The organism is Kribbella polygonati (assembly GCF_050320105.1).
In the GTDB taxonomy this organism is placed as follows: domain Bacteria; phylum Actinomycetota; class Actinomycetes; order Propionibacteriales; family Kribbellaceae; genus Kribbella.
The window spans coordinates 4,952,342-4,968,285 of the sequence record NZ_CP190129.1; the positions used below are offsets into that span (position 1 = coordinate 4,952,342).

Genomic DNA, 15,944 nt, shown 5'->3' on the forward strand with positions numbered 1-15,944 from the left:
GTGAGCTGTCCGACCGCTTCTACCGTCGCTCGGTGGAGCTGTTGGAGCGCTGCGGCCTGCCCCGGAGCATGCCGCCGTTCCTGGTCGTCGGGGTGCTCGCCGCGGTGACCTCGATCATCGTCGCGGTCCTGCACCTGTCCACCCCCGAGGCCGTCGCCGACAAGCCGTCCACGGTCCTGCCCGCGGTCGCCGGGCCGCCCGGCACCGCGGTGGTGAACTCGGTCCGCGCGCAGGTGCTGTCGATGACGATGGCCACCCGGAACCGCTGGGCCGCCGGCTGGTCCGACTGCACGACCGGCCCGGACTGCGAGTACGCCGCCGTACTCGACCGCGACGGTGCCCGCGCCACCGCACCCTCCTGGCCGGTGCCGTACGTCACCCTGCGGACCGGGACCGAGGCGTTCGCGGTCGCGCCGCCGGTCGAGGGCACGCTGGACGGCAGCGCGTCGATGATGTTCCGGCTGACATACGACGGCCCGCAGCTCACCAAGCTCCGGTACCGGGTGCCGACCACGACGTTCTCCCCGGGCGAGGTGCTGTCCGACCAGATCGTGCCGGGCCGGATCGTGGTCGTGAACCCGCAGGAGTCGACGGTCCGGATCCTCCAGGGCCGCGGTACCCGCTCGCCGGTCTGCGACGGCACCGGGCGGTGCTGGATGCTCAGCGGCGTCGCCCGTACCGACATCGTCTGGACCGACGACGGCGGCAACACCTGGGGTTCGCAGTCGCTCGACGCCAACAACCAGCTCGGCCGGCTCGCGGTCAGCCCCGACGGGCACACGCTGGTCAGTACGACGGTCGTCGTCACCGACACCGGGCAGCAGGTCACGAAGATGGCGATCTCCACGGACCGCGGCGAGCACTGGACCACGGTGCAGAACCCGCCGCCGAGCCTGAGCACCTCCCCGGTCGCGTTCGACGACGGCACGGCGCTGATGATCGGCGGTCCGGCCGGGGCGCGGCCGCGGATCTACCGGATCAGCGAGGGCGCGGCGAAGCTGAACGGCGGGTATCCGGGTGATCTGGCCGATCTGTCGGGCGACCAGCAGCTGCTGTACGGGCCGGAGGTGCCCAAGCGGCGTACGACGGGGGTCGTGCTGAGCACGGACAACGGCGCGACCTGGACGAAGTTCGTCCCTCGTTAGTCCGCTCAGTGGTGCTTGGTGGCGCCCTTGAGGGTTTTGTCGACGGCGTTCTTGGGCCCATAGACGGCGATACCGACCAGGTCGAGCTCCGCGGTGCGAACGGCCTTCACTGCGGCCCGGTTGTCGTGGTCGTTGCCGGTCGCGAACAGGTCCTGCGTGAACACCGAATGCTCGATGCCCCGGCCGAGGGTGCGCTCGTGCGCGGTCCTCATGAACTCCTTGGACCCCTCGAACACCATCACCGGCTGCCGGAACATCGGCAGATACCGCCTGCCGTCCGCGTCCTCGTAGGGCTCGCCGATCACCTCAGGGTGCGTGCCGGCAATCCCGCTCACGAGGAAGGCGGTCACGTTCAACCGCTGCCACATGGCCAGATCGTCCCGCAACAACACACCGATCTTCGTCTCGAACTTTTCCACAAGCCCAACGATGACGGCCCGGGACGCAGCCGGTCTTGTACGTTCTTAACCCCGTCGCGTACGTGGTGGTTGAGGCCGCTCCCCGGAAAGAAGCCAGCGCTCTACGGCGAAAAGGTTCCGCAAAGCCCCTCAGCAGTACGGCGGGTTCGACGTCACCGCCGTACACACGCGGAGGAACAGGTTGAACATCCGGTAGAGCTGGAGCATGTCGGCCCCCACCACAACCGTGCGGTCGTCGCGCCGGCTGACACCGGGGATCGCGGTCAGGTGAGACGCCACCGAGGCCGATTGCCAACGGACCGCGAGGGTCCGGACGGCGGCGTTCCGCTTCGCGATGTGCAGGTGCCGTAGGGCTTCGGTGGTGGTGGACTCGATGGCCTCGCGGGCTTCGGTGAGTGGGACCAGTTGGGCGGCGAAGCGGTCCTTGGCGTACTTCACCGCGACGGTGGCGACCGCGGGGTCCCACGCCTTCATCTCGTCGCAGGCGGTGTCGTCGCCGGTCAGCAGGGCGACCGGTACGCCGTGGGCCGCGGCGGCGGCGTGGAGGAGGCCTATTTCGCCGGTCGGGTGGTCGTCGAGCCAGATGTCTTCGATTTCGTGGCCCATGAAGCTGTGGCTGAGTACGCCGAGGACGCCGGCGCGGGCGTGGAAGCCGATGCAGAGGACGGCGTCGTGGTCGGGGGTCAGGCCTTCCATCATGCCCATCGGCTTCGGGCGGCCCTTGATCAGCAGGGCGCGGGGGTCGAGGAGGTCGGGCAGCAGGTTGCGCATCGGGCCGTGGGCGTCGTTGACCAGTACTTCGGTGGCGCCGGCGGCGTACGCGCCGCGGACGGCGGCGTTCACGTCCTCCGTCATCAGTACCCGGGAGCGTTCGTAGTCGCGGCCGGGTGGCTGGACGTCCTCCGCGTCGACGACTCCGGTGACGCCTTCCATGTCCGCACTCACGTAGACCTTCACCCCCAGAGCGTATGTTCTGAGTTATGAGCGGCGACGCCGAGGTACGGGCGTGGCGGCCCGGGGTGCCCGGGGTCGTCGAGGTGTTGCACGCGCATTTCCCGACCCACGCGTACCCGAGTCACACGCACGACGCCTGGACGGTGCTGATCGTCGACGAGGGCGCCGTACGGTACGACCTGGATCGGCACGAGCACGGGCTGGCGCAGGCGCAGGTGTCGCTGTTGCCGCCGCAGGTGCCGCACGACGGGCGGTCGGTGCGGCCGGAGGGGTTCCGGAAGCGGGTGCTGTACCTGGCGCCGGACCGGCTGGACGCGCGGCTGATCGGGGCGGCGGTCGATCAGCCGGAGTACGTCGACCCGCTGCTGCGGCACCGGATCCACCAGCTGCACGGCGTACTGCGGGACGGCCGGGAAGACCTGGAGGCACAAAGCCGACTGCTCTTCATCGAGGAGCGCCTCCAACAACACCTCACCCGCCAGGTCGGGGCGGCTGGCGCCGCCGGCCCGCCGGCGGAGGAAGGCGGGGCCGGGCGACGGCGCGACGCCGGTGTCGCGGGTCGCCGGTGGGACGGCGGTATCGCGGGTCAGCTACGGGAGCTGCTGGACGAACGGGTTGCCGAGGGGATCAGTCTGGAGGAGGCCGGGCGGATCATTCATGCGCATCCGGTGCACCTGGTGCGGGCGTTCAGCCGGGAGTACGGGATGCCGCCGCACCGGTATCTGACCGGGCGGCGGGTCGACCTCGCGCGGCGGTACCTGCTGGACGGGCGTCCGGCGGGCGAGGTGGCGGCGCTGGCCGGGTTCTACGACCAGTCGCACCTCAACCGGCACTTCAAGAAGGTGCTCGGCGTCACACCGACGCGTTTTGCGGCTTCTTAGCTTCCTTGTACGCGCGGACACCCCAGGTACCGAGCAGCGCCGCGATCAGGAAGTTCACGATGATCAGGATCGTGTGCGCCACGTAGTACCCGGTCGGGCGGTCCTCGGTGTCGATCAGCGCCTTGATGAAACGCGCGTACGTGACCACGTTCCAGGCGGCGATACCGAGCAGGACAACGGCGTGCTTGCGTTCGAGCTTCACTTAGCCATTGTGACCAGGCCGGTCCACCGTCCGGAGCAGCTGGGTCCGGTTGGCGACCCCGAAGCGCCGGTACAGGCGGGTCAGCTGGGACTCCACCGCCTTCACCGACAGGTACAGCGCGGCCGCGATCTCGCGGTTCGTCGACCCGTCGCGGACCATCGAGACGATCTGCTGCTCGTTGTCGGTCAGCTCCGACGGCTGCCGGCTCCGGCTCGGTACGTCGAGCCGCGCCAGCTCGGTCTCCGCGACCTCCCGCCAGCCGGGTGCGCCGTACGCCTCGAACTGCTCGATCGCGTCCAGGAACGCGGTCCGGGCGACCGAACGACGGCGGGCCTGGCGCGCGATCCGGCCGCGGGTCAGCTCGCCGCGCGCCAGGTCGAGCCGGTAGACCCGGTCCCCCGCCGTACCGAGGGACTTCTCCAGCAGCTCCAGCGCCGCGGCCGGGTCACCCTGCTTGGCGACCAGCAGCGCCTCGGCGCGGTCCAGGCCGAGCTTCACCACCACGCGGTCCAGGTTCTCCGCCCGCGACCGGATCTCGGCGATCAGCGCGGCCGCGTCGTCCAGCCGGCCGGCCGCGACCAGCGCCTCGGCGTAGTCGGCGTGCCACGGGATGATCGCCGGGTCGAACGGCATCGCGGTGTCGCCGGACTCGGCGATCGCGTCGAACGCCTCGACCGCCCGCTGCGGGTCGCCGGCCAGTACGCCGGTCAGGCCGATCGCGGCCAGCGCCGGGCCGGTCCACTCGTCGTTCCCGACCAGCCGGACGGCCTCGAGCGCGGCCTCCGCGAGCTGCCGCGCCATCGTCGCCGTACCGCCGGCCCACTCGGCGCGGCTCGCGATCACCAGGCCGACCTCGGACTCGTCGCCGATGTCCTGCATCAGCTGGTGGCACTCGTGCCCGGCGGCGAGCGCGTCGGCGCCGCGGCCGCTGCGCTCGTAGATCGCCGTCGCGGAGATCAGTACGGACGCCAGCCAGCGCATCGCGCCGTGGTCGCGGACCTCGTCGGCGAGCGCGTTGATCGCGGTGATCGCCTCGGCGGTCCGGCCGCGGAACAGCTCCTGCATCGCGGCCATCTGGCGGGCGTTCACGGTGGTCCGGGTGAGCGGCAGGCCCTTCGCGAGCTCGGCGGCCTGCTGCAGCAGCGCGTCCGCGGACTCACCGGCGTCGCGGACCACCAGCACCGAGCTGGCCGCGCTCAGCGCGTCGACGACCGCCTCGGTGTCACCGGCCTCCCGGGCCAGCTGCTCGGCGGTCCGCGCGTCCTCCCACGCCTCGTCGAGACTGCGGTCGAAGTAGTGGCTGTTGGCGCGTTCGATCCGGACCCGCGCCTCGAGCGCCTTGTTCCCGACGGCGGCCTCGAACGCCTCGGCGAGCAGCTCCACGCGGCGCTCGCGGTCCGGCCAGACCGCGTCGGCGCAGAGCAGCAGCGCCGGCACCTTGGTCGCCGGCGTGGTCGCGATCTGTACGGCGAGTCGCGCCATGTCGGCCGACTCCGCCGGGTGGCCCGCGGCGACCGCGTCGTCGGCGGCCCGGGTCAGCCTGCGGGCGCGCTCGTCCGCCTCGGTGACCGGCGTACGCTCCGCGCTCAGCCGCCACAGGTTCGCGGCGGCGCCGGGTGCGCCCCGGCCGGCGGCGACCGTGGCGGCCTCCTCGATCGCGGCGGCCAGCTGTACGTCGGCCTCCTGGGTGGCGAGCGCGCGGTGGGTGGCGTTCTCGACCGGCTCGTCGACGACGGCGGCGAGCTTGGCGTGCGCGCGGCGCCGGTCCGCCGACGTGGCCTCGGCGTACACGAACTCGCGCAGCAGCGGGTGCGTGAAGCGGAGCCGTTCCGCGGTGACGTCGATCAGGCCGAGCGTCTCGGCGGCCGCCAGATCGGCGTCGATCGGGCGGTCCAGCGACCGGGCGAGCTGCGTCGTGGTCGGGCGCGGCGACGACGCGGCGTGCAGGAGCAGCTCGTGCGTACCGGCGGACATGTCGGCGAGGCGCTCGCTCAGGAGCGTCTTCAGGCGGTTCGAGACGGGGAGCGGGTCGTTGGGCGAGACGCTCTTCGGATGCCGCAGTACGGCGCGACCCAGCTCCAGCGCCATGAACGGGTTGCCGGCGCTCGCGGCGAAGATCCGGCGCGCCGTACGCACCGGGAGCGGGCTGGACAGGCGCTGCCGGAGCAGACCGAGTACGTCGGGCTCGGTCAGCGGCGGGACCTCGAGCTGCAGGACCGGCTCCGGGCACGCGGCCGCCATCACCGGGAGGTCCCCGTCGGCCACCTGCTCGGTCGCCAGCACGTGGACGCCGTCGGACAACCGGCGAGCACAGAACGTGAGCACTTCGAGGCTTGACGGGTCGACCCACTGGATGTCGTCGACGACGATCAGCACGGGTCCGGTCGTGGCGAGGCGGCGGAGGACGTGCAGTACGGCGAGTCGTACGGCCAGCTCGTCACGCACAGTGTCCGGCGCGCTGGCCTTGAGCAGCGCGACCTCGAGCGGCTGCCGGAGGTGGTCGGGCAGCACCTGCCAGGCGAACTCGAGCTGGCTGGACAGCAGGTCGAGGAGCGTGACGTACGGCAGGCCTGCCTCGGCGTTGGACGGCGCCGCGCTCAGCAGGCGACAGCCCTTGCGGGCGAGGTCCGCGACCAGCGCGCGGCCGAGGGCAGACTTTCCGATACCGGTCGGGCCGTAGAGCAGCACACTGCCACTGGTCTCGAGCTGCTTGGTAGCACGCTCGACCAGTGCGGCACGTCCGACCAGCTCGTCGTCTGTCAATCCAGCTCCCTGAAGGATTACCTTCGAGGATTATCACAGCCCGGAGGCACAACGACACGGCACGATCGTGCCGGGGCACGCTTGAGCCCCGGCACGACGGGTGAATCGGCTAGATGGACTCGAGGTCGCGTTCGATCGCGGCGAGCTCCTCCTCGCTGCCCTGGACCTTCGGCCCGGTGAACCAGCGGCGGGCGGACAGGAACCAGTACGCCGCCGCGAACCCGAGTACGACCAGCACCGCGATCGGCGTGTAGTTGAAGGTGCTACCAGTGACCGGGCTGACCTGCGGCAGCATGAACAGGATCGTGATGAACACGACCCAGACGATCGCGACGATGCCGATCGGCCGGCTCCAGCGGCCGAGGTTCCACGGCCCGGGCTGGAAGCGGTCGCCCTGCAGCAGCCGGAGCAGCGTGGGCAGGACGTAGGCGATGTACAGGCCGATCACCGCGATCGACGTCACCGCGGCGTACGCCGTCGCGTTCCACAGGTACGGCAGGCCGAGCACGAACGCGCCGCCGGCTGCCAGCCAGATCGCGTTCGTGGGCGTCCGGGTGCGGTGGTTGATCTTGTGCCAGAACGTCGACCCGGGCAGCGCGCCGTCCCGGGAGAACGCGTAGATCATCCGCGAGTTCGCCGTCACCGACGACATCCCGCAGAACAGCTGCGCGCCGATCACGATCAGCAGCAGGATCTTCCCGGTCACCGCGCCGGCCGCGTCGATGAAGATCTGCGCGGGCGGTACGCCGGTCGAGCTCTTCAGCGCGCCATCGTAGCTCTGGATCGCGAACGTCAGCCCGATCAGCAGCACCCACCCGGCCGCCAGCGAGACCAGGATCGACATCACGATCCCGCGCGGCCCGGAGATCGCGGCGTTCTGCGTCTCCTCGGTCATGTGCGCGGAAGCGTCGTACCCGGTGAAGGTGTACTGCGCCAGCAGCAGGCCGAGCAGCGCGACGTAGAAGGTCGAGCCCCAGCCGGTGTTGTTCACGAAGTGCCCGAACACGAACGACGCCGACTGGTGCTTGGCCGGTACGACGATCAGTACGACGACGATCGCGAGCACGCCGACGATGTGCCACCAGACGCTGATGTCGTTGAGCTTCGCGACCAGCTTCACGCCGAACGAGTTCAGCAGACCGTGCACCAGCAGGATGATCCCGAACAGCAGGATCGTGTGCCCGGGCGTCGCGGCGAAGCCGAACTGCAGGTCGAGGAACGCGTTCAGGAAGAACGCCGCGCCGAAGTCGATGCCGGCCGTCACCGCGACCTGGCCGAGGAAGTTGAACCACCCGGTGAACCACGACCAGGCGGCACCGTTGCTCGGCGCCAGTTTCGCGGCCCAGTAGTACAGGCCGCCGGCGGTCGGGAAGCTCGAGCAGACCTCGGCCATCGCGAGGCCGACGAACAACGTCATCAGGCCGACGACCGGCCAGCCCCAGACGATCATCGTCGGGCCGCCGGTGTTCATCCCGAACCCGTACAGGGTCAGGCAGCCGGACAGGATCGAGATGATCGTGAAGGACACCGCGAAGTTCGAGAACCCGGACATCGTCCGGGACAGTTCCTGGGCGTAGCCCAACTGGTGCAGGCGTTTCTCGTCGTCGGTCATCGGGGCGGCGGACTCGGCACGTTCGTTGCTCACTGCTGGCCTCCTGGACAGTGGCGCCTCAATGGTCTCCCCCCAGACCTTTAGTTCATTGCGCCAGCCGGGCGGCCCGGTGTCAAGGAGTCAGTCGAGAAAGCCGTGCAGGAGTACGGCGGTACCTTGCAGGTGCTCCTGCATCGCGCGCCGGGCGGCCCCGGGATCCGCCGTGAGGATGGCGTCGACGATCGCGGCGTGCTGTTCGTTGGAGTGCTCGATGTTCCGCTCGAGGAGGGGAATCGCGTCCAGTAGTTCGTTGAGGCGCATCCGGACGTCGGCCATCGCGGACGTCAGCGACGGCGAGCCGGTGACCTCGGCGATGGCCAGGTGCAGGCGGGAGTCCAGCCGGCGGTAGTCGGTCAGGGAGGCGGCGGCGTTGTCGGCCAGGCAGCGTTGCAGGTGATCGCGTTCGGCGTCGCCGAGGGTGCGGGACGCGGCGGCTTCGGCGGCACCGGTCTCCAGGACCAGGCGGAGCGTGAGCGCGTCCTCCAGCCCGGCGCCGAGGTCACGGGCGAGCCGTTTGGCCGGCGTACGGCGGGGTTTCGGGAGCTGCTCGTTGACGAACGTGCCGCCGTACCGGCCTCTTCTCGACTCGACGTACCCGGCCTCGGTGAGCGCGTGGATCGCCTCCCGGAGGGTGACCCGGCTGACGTTCAGCCGGGCCGCCAGCTCGCGCTCCGGCGGCAGCCGGTCGCCGGGCACGACGACACCGAGCTTGATTGCCTGCAGCAACCGCTCGACCGTCTCCTCGAACGGGTTCCCGGCCCGCACCGGCCGGAACACCGCGTCATCTGCCTGAACGACCATGTGCTCCAGACTAGAGGGGAGTCACGTAGGCGCCGGAGATTCCCCCGTCCACCAGGAACGTGTTGGCGGTGATGAAGGACGAGTCGTCGCTGGCCAGGAAGGCGACCGCGGCGGCGATCTCCTCGGGTTCGCCGAAGCGGCCCATCGGGACGTGCACCAGCCGGCGCTGGGCGCGTTCGGGGTCCTTCGCGAACAGCTCGGTCAGCAGCGGCGTGTTCACCGGGCCCGGGCAGAGCGCGTTCACCCGGATCCCCTGCCGCGCGAACTCGACGCCGAGCTCCCGGCTCATCGCCAGTACGCCGCCCTTGGACGCGGAGTACGAGATCTGCGACGTCGCCGCGCCCATGATCGCCACGAACGACGCGGTGTTGATGATCGAGCCCTTGCCTTGGCGCTGCATGTACGGGATCGCCGCCTTGCAGCACAGGTACACCGAGGTCAGGTTGACCTCCTGCACCTTCCGCCACGCCTCCAGACCGGTGTCCAGGATCGACGCGTCGTCGGGCGGCGAGATGCCGGCGTTGTTGAACGCGATGTCGACCGCGCCGTACGTGTCGAAGGCCTGCTGGAACAGGTTGTCCACCGCGGCCGCGTCGGTGACGTCGGTCGGCACGAACAGGCCGCCCACCTCGTCCGCGGCGTTCTTGCCGGCTGCCGGGTCGAGGTCGCCGATCACCACGTGGGCGCCCTCCGCGGCCAGCCGCCGTACCGTCGCCAGGCCGATGCCGCTGGCACCGCCCGTCACCACGGCGACGCGGCCTTCGAGCCGGTGAGCGTTGACGTCCATTTCTCAGTCCTCCGTGGAGATGAAGATGTTCTTGATCTCGGTGAACGCGGCGAGCGCGTCCGGGCCGAGTTCCCGGCCGAGGCCGGACTGCTTGTACCCGCCGAACGGGGTCGAGTACCGGACCGAGGAGTTGGAGTTGATCGACAGGTTGCCCGCCTCGATCCCGCGGCCGACCCGGATCGCCCGGCCGACGTCGCGGGTCCAGATCGACCCGGACAGCCCGTACTCGCTGTCGTTCGCGATCCGCACCGCGTCCGCCTCGTCCTCGAACGGAATCACCGCGACGACCGGGCCGAAGATCTCCTCGCGCGCCGCCCGCTCGTCCGGCGGCGCCAACACGGTCGGCGGGAACCAGAACCCCGCACCTGTGGGCGCACTGCCTTGAAATGCAGGGTTCTGGACATACGAGGCGACCCGCTCGAGTTGGGCCTTCGAGATCAACGGCCCCATCTCGGTCGCCGGATCATTGGGGTCACCAACCTTGAAGTTCTTGACCGCGGGCTCGAGCAGTTCCATGAACCGGTCGTACGCCGACCGCTCGACGAGGATCCGGGACCGCGCGCAGCAGTCCTGCCCCGCGTTGTCGAACACGCCGTACGGCGCCTGTGCTGCCGCCTTCTCCAGGTCCGCGTCGGCGAAGACCACGTTCGCGGACTTCCCGCCCAGCTCGAGCGTCACCCGTTTCACCTGGTCCGCGCAGCCCGCCATGATCTCTTTGCCGACGGTGGTGGAGCCGGTGAAGACGACCTTGCGGACGGCCGGATGCGTGACGAAGCGCCGGCCGACCGTCTTCCCAGGACCGGGGACGATTTCCAGGACGCCCTCGGGGAGTCCGGCTTGGAGGGCCAGTTCGCCGAGGCGGATCGCGGTCAGCGGGGTGAGTTCGGCGGGCTTGAGGACGACGGTGTTGCCGGCCGCCAAGGCGGGGGCGAAACCCCAGCCGGCGATCGGCATCGGGAAGTTCCACGGGACGATCACGCCGACCACGCCGAGCGGCTCCTGGAACGTCACGTTGATCCCGCCGGAGACAGGAATCTGCCGACCGAAAAGGCGTTCCGGCGCGGCCGAGTAGTACGTGAGCACGTCGCGGACGTTGCCGGCCTCCCAGCGGGCGTTGCCGATCGTGTGGCCGGCGTTCTCCACCTCCAGCGCCGCCAGGTTCTCCAGGTCCGCGTCGACCGCGTCGGCGAACCGCCGAAGCAGCCGCCCGCGATCGGCCGGCGCCACGTTCCGCCAGGAATCGAACGCCTTCCGGGCCCGTTCGATCGCCGCGTCCGCGGCCGGCACGTCGGCAAGCTCGATCGTCCGCACCACCTTCTCGGTGGCCGGATTGAGTACGTCGTACATCATCGATTACTCCTGATCAGTGCGGTGAAGAGCCGCAGGTCCTCGGGGGTCTCCTCCGGGTGCCACTGGACTCCGAGCGCGAAGGGTTTGCCCTCCACCTCGGCCGCCTCGACCGTGCCGTCGTCGGCGCGGGCGGTGACCTTGAGGGCGGGCGCGACCACGTCGAGGGCCTGGTGGTGGTAGCAGCTACCGGTCGCCCGGTCGCCGAGGATCCGCGCGGTCAGCGTGCCCGGCTCGATCTTCACGTCGACCCGCCCGAACTCCGCCGGCGCCGGGCGGTGCCCGTCGTGCGCGACAACGTCGGGGAGATGCTGCTGCAACGTCCCACCCAGCGCCACGTTCAGCACCTGCAACCCCCGGCACACCGCCAGCAATGGAAGTTCACGGTCCAGGGCTTCTCGGATCAGGACTGTTTCGTGGAGGTCTCGGTCCGGCCTGGTGTCCACGGTCTCGGGATGCGGCGTCGCGCCGTACTGCCCTGGGTCGACGTCGCATCCACCCGCGATGACGAGACCGTCCAGTAGGCCCAGTACTGATGGGTCGGTGCCAACGGGCGGCAGTAGGAGGGGGGTGCCGCCTGCTGCGGCGATTGCGTCGAGGTACACGCGAGGCACCAGTGCGGCCTCGCGGTGCCAGATGCCCCAGGTGGCCGGTTCGAGGTACGTCGTGATGCCGATCCGCGGCCGCTCAGAGCCGTTCGAAACCACGGACACGCTCCCAGTCGGTGACAGCCGCGTCGTACGCGTCGAGCTCCACGCGGGCGGCGTTGCTGTAGTGGTCGACCATCTCGTCGCCGAACGCCGTACGGGCGAGCTTCGAGCCGGTGAACAACGCCGACGCCTCGCGCAGCGTGGACGGGACGTGCTCCTTGTCGGACTCGTACGCGTTGCCCTCCAGCAGCGGCTCGAGTTCGAGCTCCTGCTCGATGCCGTGCAGGCCGGAGGCGATGATCGCGGCGACCGCGAGGTACGGGTTCACGTCGCCGCCGGGGAGCCGGTTCTCGACCCGGAGCGAGTCGCCGTGACCGACCACGCGCAGCGAACACGTCCGGTTGTCGAGGCCCCACGCGACCGCGGTCGGCGCGAAGCTGCCCTTCGCGAACCGCTTGTAGGAGTTGATGTTCGGCGCCAGCAGGTACGTGAACTCGGACAGGCAGGCGAGCTGCCCGGCGATGAAGTACTCCATCAGTTGGGAGAACCCATGATCACGGTCGCCGGCCAGCACCGGGTCGCCGTCGTCGGCGCGGAAGCTCAGGTGGATGTGGCACGAGTTGCCCTCACGTTCGTCGTACTTCGCCATGAACGTCAGGCTCTTGCCGTGCTTGGCCGCGATCTCCTTCGCGCCGGTCTTGTAGATCGAGTGGTTGTCGCAGGTGGCCAGCGCCTCGTCGTACCGGAACGCGATCTCGTGCTGGCCGAGGTTGCACTCGCCCTTCGCGGACTCGACGTACATGCCGGCGCCCTCCATCCCGTTGCGGATGTCGCGCAGCAGCGGCTCGATCCGGGAGGTGCCGACCAGCGAGTAGTCGACGTTGTACTGGTTCGCCGGTGTGAGGTCGAGGTACCGCTGGTTCCAGGCGGTCTCGTAGGTGTCATCGAAGACGATGAACTCGAGCTCGGTCCCGACGTACGCCTTCAGCCCCTTCTCGGCCAGCCGGTCGAGCTGCCTGCGCAACACCTGCCGCGGCGACGCGACCACCGGCGTACCGTCCAGCCACTGCACGTCGCACAGCACCAGCGCGGTCCCCTCCAGCCACGGCACCAGCCGCAACGTGTCCAGGTCGGGCGCCATCACCATGTCGCCGTACCCACGCTCCCAGGAGGACATCGCGTACCCGTCGACGGTGTTCATGTCCACGTCGACCGCCAGCAGGTAGTTACACCCCTCGGTCCCGTGCTTCAGCACCTCCTCCAGGAAGTACCGAGCCCCACACCGCTTCCCCTGCAACCGCCCCTGCATGTCCGTGATCGCCACCAACACGGTGTCAACCACACCGTCCGCCACCAGCCGCCGCAACTCCTCGACACCCAACACGACCACTCCCAGAGCCTATTGGTCTGTTTCCAGTCCATTGACTCAGGCCACCGAACCGCTGTCAACCCGCCGACCGCAACCCCACCCCGTCGAGAAACTCGAGAAACCCCGAGTACGCCGCCTCCACCACCTGATCGTCGTGGTACCAGAAGCTCACCCGCTCCTCACACACCGTCCCGCACCCGAAACCCCCACCAGTCCCCCGTCCCCACCGGCGCCACCGCGACACACCCAGGAATCTGCTCGTCCCAAGCTCCTTCTCGACCGCCCGGATCTCCACCTCCGACACCATCTGCAGCTCGAACAACGGAAACTCCGCGGGCCACCCCGAAGCCACCCGCCCCTCCCGCACCCGCTCCAACCGCCGCGCGAACTCCTCCAGGTCCATCACTGCACCCCGGCATGCCGGCGGATGCACGGTCCCACCGCCACACGTTCCGAAGTGAGGTAGATCCCAGCCGTCCACGGCGATTCCTCCTCATCGGAAATCGCGAACCAGGACGCCAGATCGAAACTCATGCTCCAGCCTCACCCATCCCACTCGACGAGCCGCGCGACGAACTCTCCCATCCCCAGCGCGACCTCGACCCCTGTCGCGGGCACATCGCCGAGAACCACGAGCCGGCGGTCGAAGTCCATCACCACGTCCACCACGTCGAGCCTCAACTCCACCCGGCCGGCATCCTGCTCGATCACCGCGGTCAGCAGAGTACGACGTACCGCTCCGTTCACCTGGTCCTCGAAGAACCGCCGTACCAATGCGACGCCGCCGGCCGCCCCGTCCAAGTCAGCGATCATCTCGTCGACCAACTCCGCGGACACCCTGAACGGCTGAAAACAGAGACCCAGGTAGTCGCGCTTGTCCTCGCGACTGCCTAACGACCCCCACTCCGCGCCCAACCGACGCCGCACCACGCCCCACTCGGCCCGACCCCTGGACATCTCCCGCCAGTCCTCCCACCGCTCTGCCTCCCCGAACCGTCCCTCACGCCGGCACAGAGCAGTCATCTCGTCGACAACTCCGCTGTGCACCTTCGCCAGATACGGACTCCCCAGCAGCGTCGGCGTCTCCGGCTCATCCACGAACCGAGCAGCCATCAACGCCCGATGAACCGCCAGTAATTCGGCGTACTCCTTCAACTCGACAGCCATGCCTCATTCTGTCCTCAGCCGTGCTGCTCCGGTGTCGTCACGCGCGAGGACGAGCCCGCTGTGCTCGACGGCAACGAACGTGTACGACCCCGCCGAGCACCACGCCGAAGATCGCCGTGAGCATCTGGCATGCTGTCTGCACTTCCCGCGGACGGAGCGCGGGTGGCGGGAGTAGCTGATACCGGCACGATCGCCCAGGACGCCGATGGCAGGTACCTGCTTGTCATGCTCGAGGAACGCCCGTGGGGTGCTGACGTCGAGCTCGGGTCGCAGCGAACGCCGCCTGCGGTGACCGTGATCTCACGCCCGAGGATGCGTCCGCGCGCGGTGTCGAAATCTGCGACAGCGCGATCGACACCAGTCGCACCCTGGGAGACAGGACCAGAGCCGCCGCGTCCTCCGGCTCGCCGGACTCCACCCAGCCGCGGTCGGGGATGTAGAAGGGGTGTTCGGTGGTGAGCACTACCTTGTCACCGTTGGCGAGGGTGATGGTCAGCAGGTCTTCGAGGCCGCGCCCCCTGGCTGGAGTCCATTCGGAAGAGCACCGCCGACGGCGGGTCCCTGACGGTGAACTTCAACAACCGCCAGGTCTCGATACGCCGCCAGAAAGCTCTGGACAGGAGCCTTCGATCACCCATCCTCGACGCGACGCCCCGCATCCCTCCAGGTTTGTCCCTCCAGGAACCTCCGGCAGACACCACTCGTTGCGAACCTGAGGGAATCGCAGACCAGAATCCCAGATCGAAGCTCATGGTCGCATTCCTATCGGTCCCGCTTCATCACAGCGCATCCATACGGTGGAGTGATCTGCTCCACGGCGCATGAGCTGCGCGATTCGCTCACTCGCATCCTGTGCATGGCTTAGCGAACGAATCTCCGAGCGCACGCATCCTGACGGAATCTTGCGTCAGCTCGTACGTAGTGTCGCGCTCGGCGAGGAACGTCCGAACAGCATCCGGCTCCCCGTAGACCAAGCGGTCGTGGTGCTCCGCATCGACAATCAACGCGTCGTAACCACACAAGGCCAGTACATAATCAGGATCTACAACCGTGCCGAACGTCCAGCCGGCTGGTATGCGGCCATCCGTGACCTGAAAGAGGTCAGCGTGCAACCAGCCGGGTCGTCCCAGATCAGTAAGCACAAGGAATCCGGCGCCCGATCTCCACCATGCCAATGCGTAGACGACGTACTCCTTTCCGAGACTCACATGAAACACAGACGCCGTTGTATTTCCGGAAAGCTCCAATGAGCGACTGTTGAGATCCGCTCCTCGATTCCCGCGCGCAATAACTCTCACAACGTAATCCTACTTGTCCGGCGGTACGTCATACCAATCCTTGGGCTTGAAATCATCGGTTCTCAAGGTTTCGTGTTGTGCCGGCCATCGCTCGTCCTGCATCCGGAGCGGGAGGCGCTCGCCCTGCTCTGGGTACTCTCGAGCGAGGTCCAGCGCCCACTGTTCCTGCGGGGAAACGTTTGTACGTCCTGTCGATCCCTTGGACGCATCTGATGGCCCGATTGGGCAGTTGTGTACGAGGAGTCCTGCTGTGCCGACGTAGTAGTTGTGGTCGTCTTCTACGGAGAAGTTGTAGACCGTGGCGGCTGCGCGGGCCTGCGTGATGGAGCCGATGTAGGCGGTCTTGCCGTCGCGTTGGAGGAGTTTGTCGCCCGGTTGGAGGTCGCCGGACTCCACTCAACCGCGGTCGGGTGTATGGAAAGGATGCTCGGTGGTCACGGCCACCACACCGCCGCTGACCAGAGTGATTGGTTTCCTGCTTTTGGAAGAGGCCTGTGACCTTGCGGAGCT

General features: G+C 68.8%; 15 protein-coding genes. 2 read left to right on the forward strand and 13 right to left on the reverse strand.

Annotation, left to right across the window (positions count from 1 at the left end):
- Positions 1–32: 32 nt before the first annotated feature.
- Positions 33–1,145 (forward strand): WD40/YVTN/BNR-like repeat-containing protein, encoded by a 1,113-nt coding sequence (locus ACQHIV_RS23465; RefSeq protein ID WP_427885144.1) that lies wholly within the window; start codon positions 33–35, stop codon positions 1,143–1,145.
- Between the two features lie 5 nt (positions 1,146–1,150).
- Here ACQHIV_RS23465 and ACQHIV_RS23470 read toward each other — a convergent pair whose 3' ends face one another.
- Together ACQHIV_RS23470 and ACQHIV_RS23475 are read right to left on the reverse strand one after the other, a co-directional pair.
- On the reverse strand, positions 1,151–1,564 hold the full coding sequence (locus tag ACQHIV_RS23470; protein WP_427885145.1) for a DUF2000 family protein: 414 nt from the start codon (positions 1,562–1,564) through the stop codon (positions 1,151–1,153).
- A 129-nt stretch (positions 1,565–1,693) separates the two neighbouring features.
- A complete protein-coding gene (locus ACQHIV_RS23475; RefSeq protein ID WP_427885146.1) occupies positions 1,694–2,521 on the reverse strand; it encodes a M55 family metallopeptidase in 828 nt (275 codons plus the stop codon).
- Between the two features lie 23 nt (positions 2,522–2,544).
- On the opposite strand from ACQHIV_RS23475, the gene ACQHIV_RS23480 reads away from it, so the two are divergent.
- Complete coding sequence (locus ACQHIV_RS23480; RefSeq protein ID WP_427885147.1) at positions 2,545–3,399, forward strand: AraC family transcriptional regulator; 855 nt, start codon at positions 2,545–2,547, stop codon at positions 3,397–3,399.
- Here ACQHIV_RS23480 and ACQHIV_RS23485 read toward each other — a convergent pair.
- The 11 genes from ACQHIV_RS23485 to ACQHIV_RS23535 form a co-directional block, all read right to left on the reverse strand.
- The gene (locus ACQHIV_RS23485) at positions 3,371–3,601 is read right to left on the reverse strand and encodes an SCO4848 family membrane protein (protein WP_427885148.1); all 231 of its coding nucleotides are present in this window, start codon (positions 3,599–3,601) and stop codon (positions 3,371–3,373) included. The two genes, ACQHIV_RS23480 and ACQHIV_RS23485, sit on opposite strands and share 29 nt — an antisense overlap.
- The gene (locus ACQHIV_RS23490) at positions 3,602–6,364 is read right to left on the reverse strand and encodes an AAA family ATPase (RefSeq protein WP_427885149.1); all 2,763 of its coding nucleotides are present in this window, start codon (positions 6,362–6,364) and stop codon (positions 3,602–3,604) included.
- 109 nt (positions 6,365–6,473) lie between these two features.
- On the reverse strand, positions 6,474–8,009 hold the full coding sequence (locus ACQHIV_RS23495; protein ID WP_427885150.1) for an amino acid permease: 1,536 nt from the start codon (positions 8,007–8,009) through the stop codon (positions 6,474–6,476).
- A gap of 87 nt (positions 8,010–8,096) precedes the next feature.
- A complete protein-coding gene (locus ACQHIV_RS23500; protein WP_427885151.1) occupies positions 8,097–8,816 on the reverse strand; it encodes a FadR/GntR family transcriptional regulator in 720 nt (239 codons plus the stop codon).
- Between the two features lie 10 nt (positions 8,817–8,826).
- Positions 8,827–9,603 carry a 3-oxoacyl-ACP reductase gene (locus tag ACQHIV_RS23505; RefSeq protein WP_427885152.1) on the reverse strand — a complete coding sequence of 259 codons (777 nt, stop codon included), beginning with the start codon at positions 9,601–9,603 and terminating at the stop codon, positions 8,827–8,829.
- 3 nt (positions 9,604–9,606) lie between these two features.
- Positions 9,607–10,953, reverse strand: coding sequence for an aldehyde dehydrogenase family protein (locus ACQHIV_RS23510; protein ID WP_427885153.1), 1,347 nt, complete (start codon positions 10,951–10,953; stop codon positions 9,607–9,609).
- A complete protein-coding gene (locus ACQHIV_RS23515) occupies positions 10,950–11,663 on the reverse strand; it encodes a gamma-glutamyl-gamma-aminobutyrate hydrolase family protein (protein WP_427885154.1) in 714 nt (237 codons plus the stop codon). The genes ACQHIV_RS23510 and ACQHIV_RS23515 overlap by 4 nt, the downstream gene beginning before the upstream one ends.
- Positions 11,638–12,990 (reverse strand): glutamine synthetase family protein, encoded by a 1,353-nt coding sequence (locus ACQHIV_RS23520; protein ID WP_427885155.1) that lies wholly within the window; start codon positions 12,988–12,990, stop codon positions 11,638–11,640. Before ACQHIV_RS23520 ends, ACQHIV_RS23515 begins: the two co-directional genes overlap by 26 nt.
- Positions 12,991–13,045: 55 nt before the next feature.
- Positions 13,046–13,372, reverse strand: a complete 327-nt coding sequence (locus tag ACQHIV_RS23525) for a hypothetical protein (RefSeq protein ID WP_427885156.1) — start codon at positions 13,370–13,372, stop codon at positions 13,046–13,048.
- Between the two features lie 140 nt (positions 13,373–13,512).
- A complete protein-coding gene (locus tag ACQHIV_RS23530; RefSeq protein WP_427885157.1) occupies positions 13,513–14,136 on the reverse strand; it encodes a hypothetical protein in 624 nt (207 codons plus the stop codon).
- A 1,307-nt stretch (positions 14,137–15,443) separates the two neighbouring features.
- Positions 15,444–15,830, reverse strand: a complete 387-nt coding sequence (locus ACQHIV_RS23535) for a polymorphic toxin-type HINT domain-containing protein (RefSeq protein ID WP_427885158.1) — start codon at positions 15,828–15,830, stop codon at positions 15,444–15,446.
- Between the last annotated feature and the right edge of the window lie 114 nt (positions 15,831–15,944).

Excerpts from the sequence above, each read along its gene's own strand:
- ACQHIV_RS23500 (WP_427885151.1), bottom strand. The coding sequence starts at position 8,816 with ATGGTCGTTCAGGCAGATGACGCGGTGTTCCGGCCGGTGCGGGCCGGG.
- ACQHIV_RS23505 (WP_427885152.1), bottom strand. The coding sequence starts at position 9,603 with ATGGACGTCAACGCTCACCGGCTCGAAGGCCGCGTCGCCGTGGTGACG.
- ACQHIV_RS23530 (WP_427885157.1), bottom strand. The coding sequence starts at position 14,136 with ATGGCTGTCGAGTTGAAGGAGTACGCCGAATTACTGGCGGTTCATCGG.
- ACQHIV_RS23480 (WP_427885147.1), top strand. The coding sequence starts at position 2,545 with ATGAGCGGCGACGCCGAGGTACGGGCGTGGCGGCCCGGGGTGCCCGGG.
- ACQHIV_RS23510 (WP_427885153.1), bottom strand. The coding sequence starts at position 10,953 with ATGATGTACGACGTACTCAATCCGGCCACCGAGAAGGTGGTGCGGACG.
- ACQHIV_RS23525 (WP_427885156.1), bottom strand. The coding sequence starts at position 13,372 with ATGGACCTGGAGGAGTTCGCGCGGCGGTTGGAGCGGGTGCGGGAGGGG.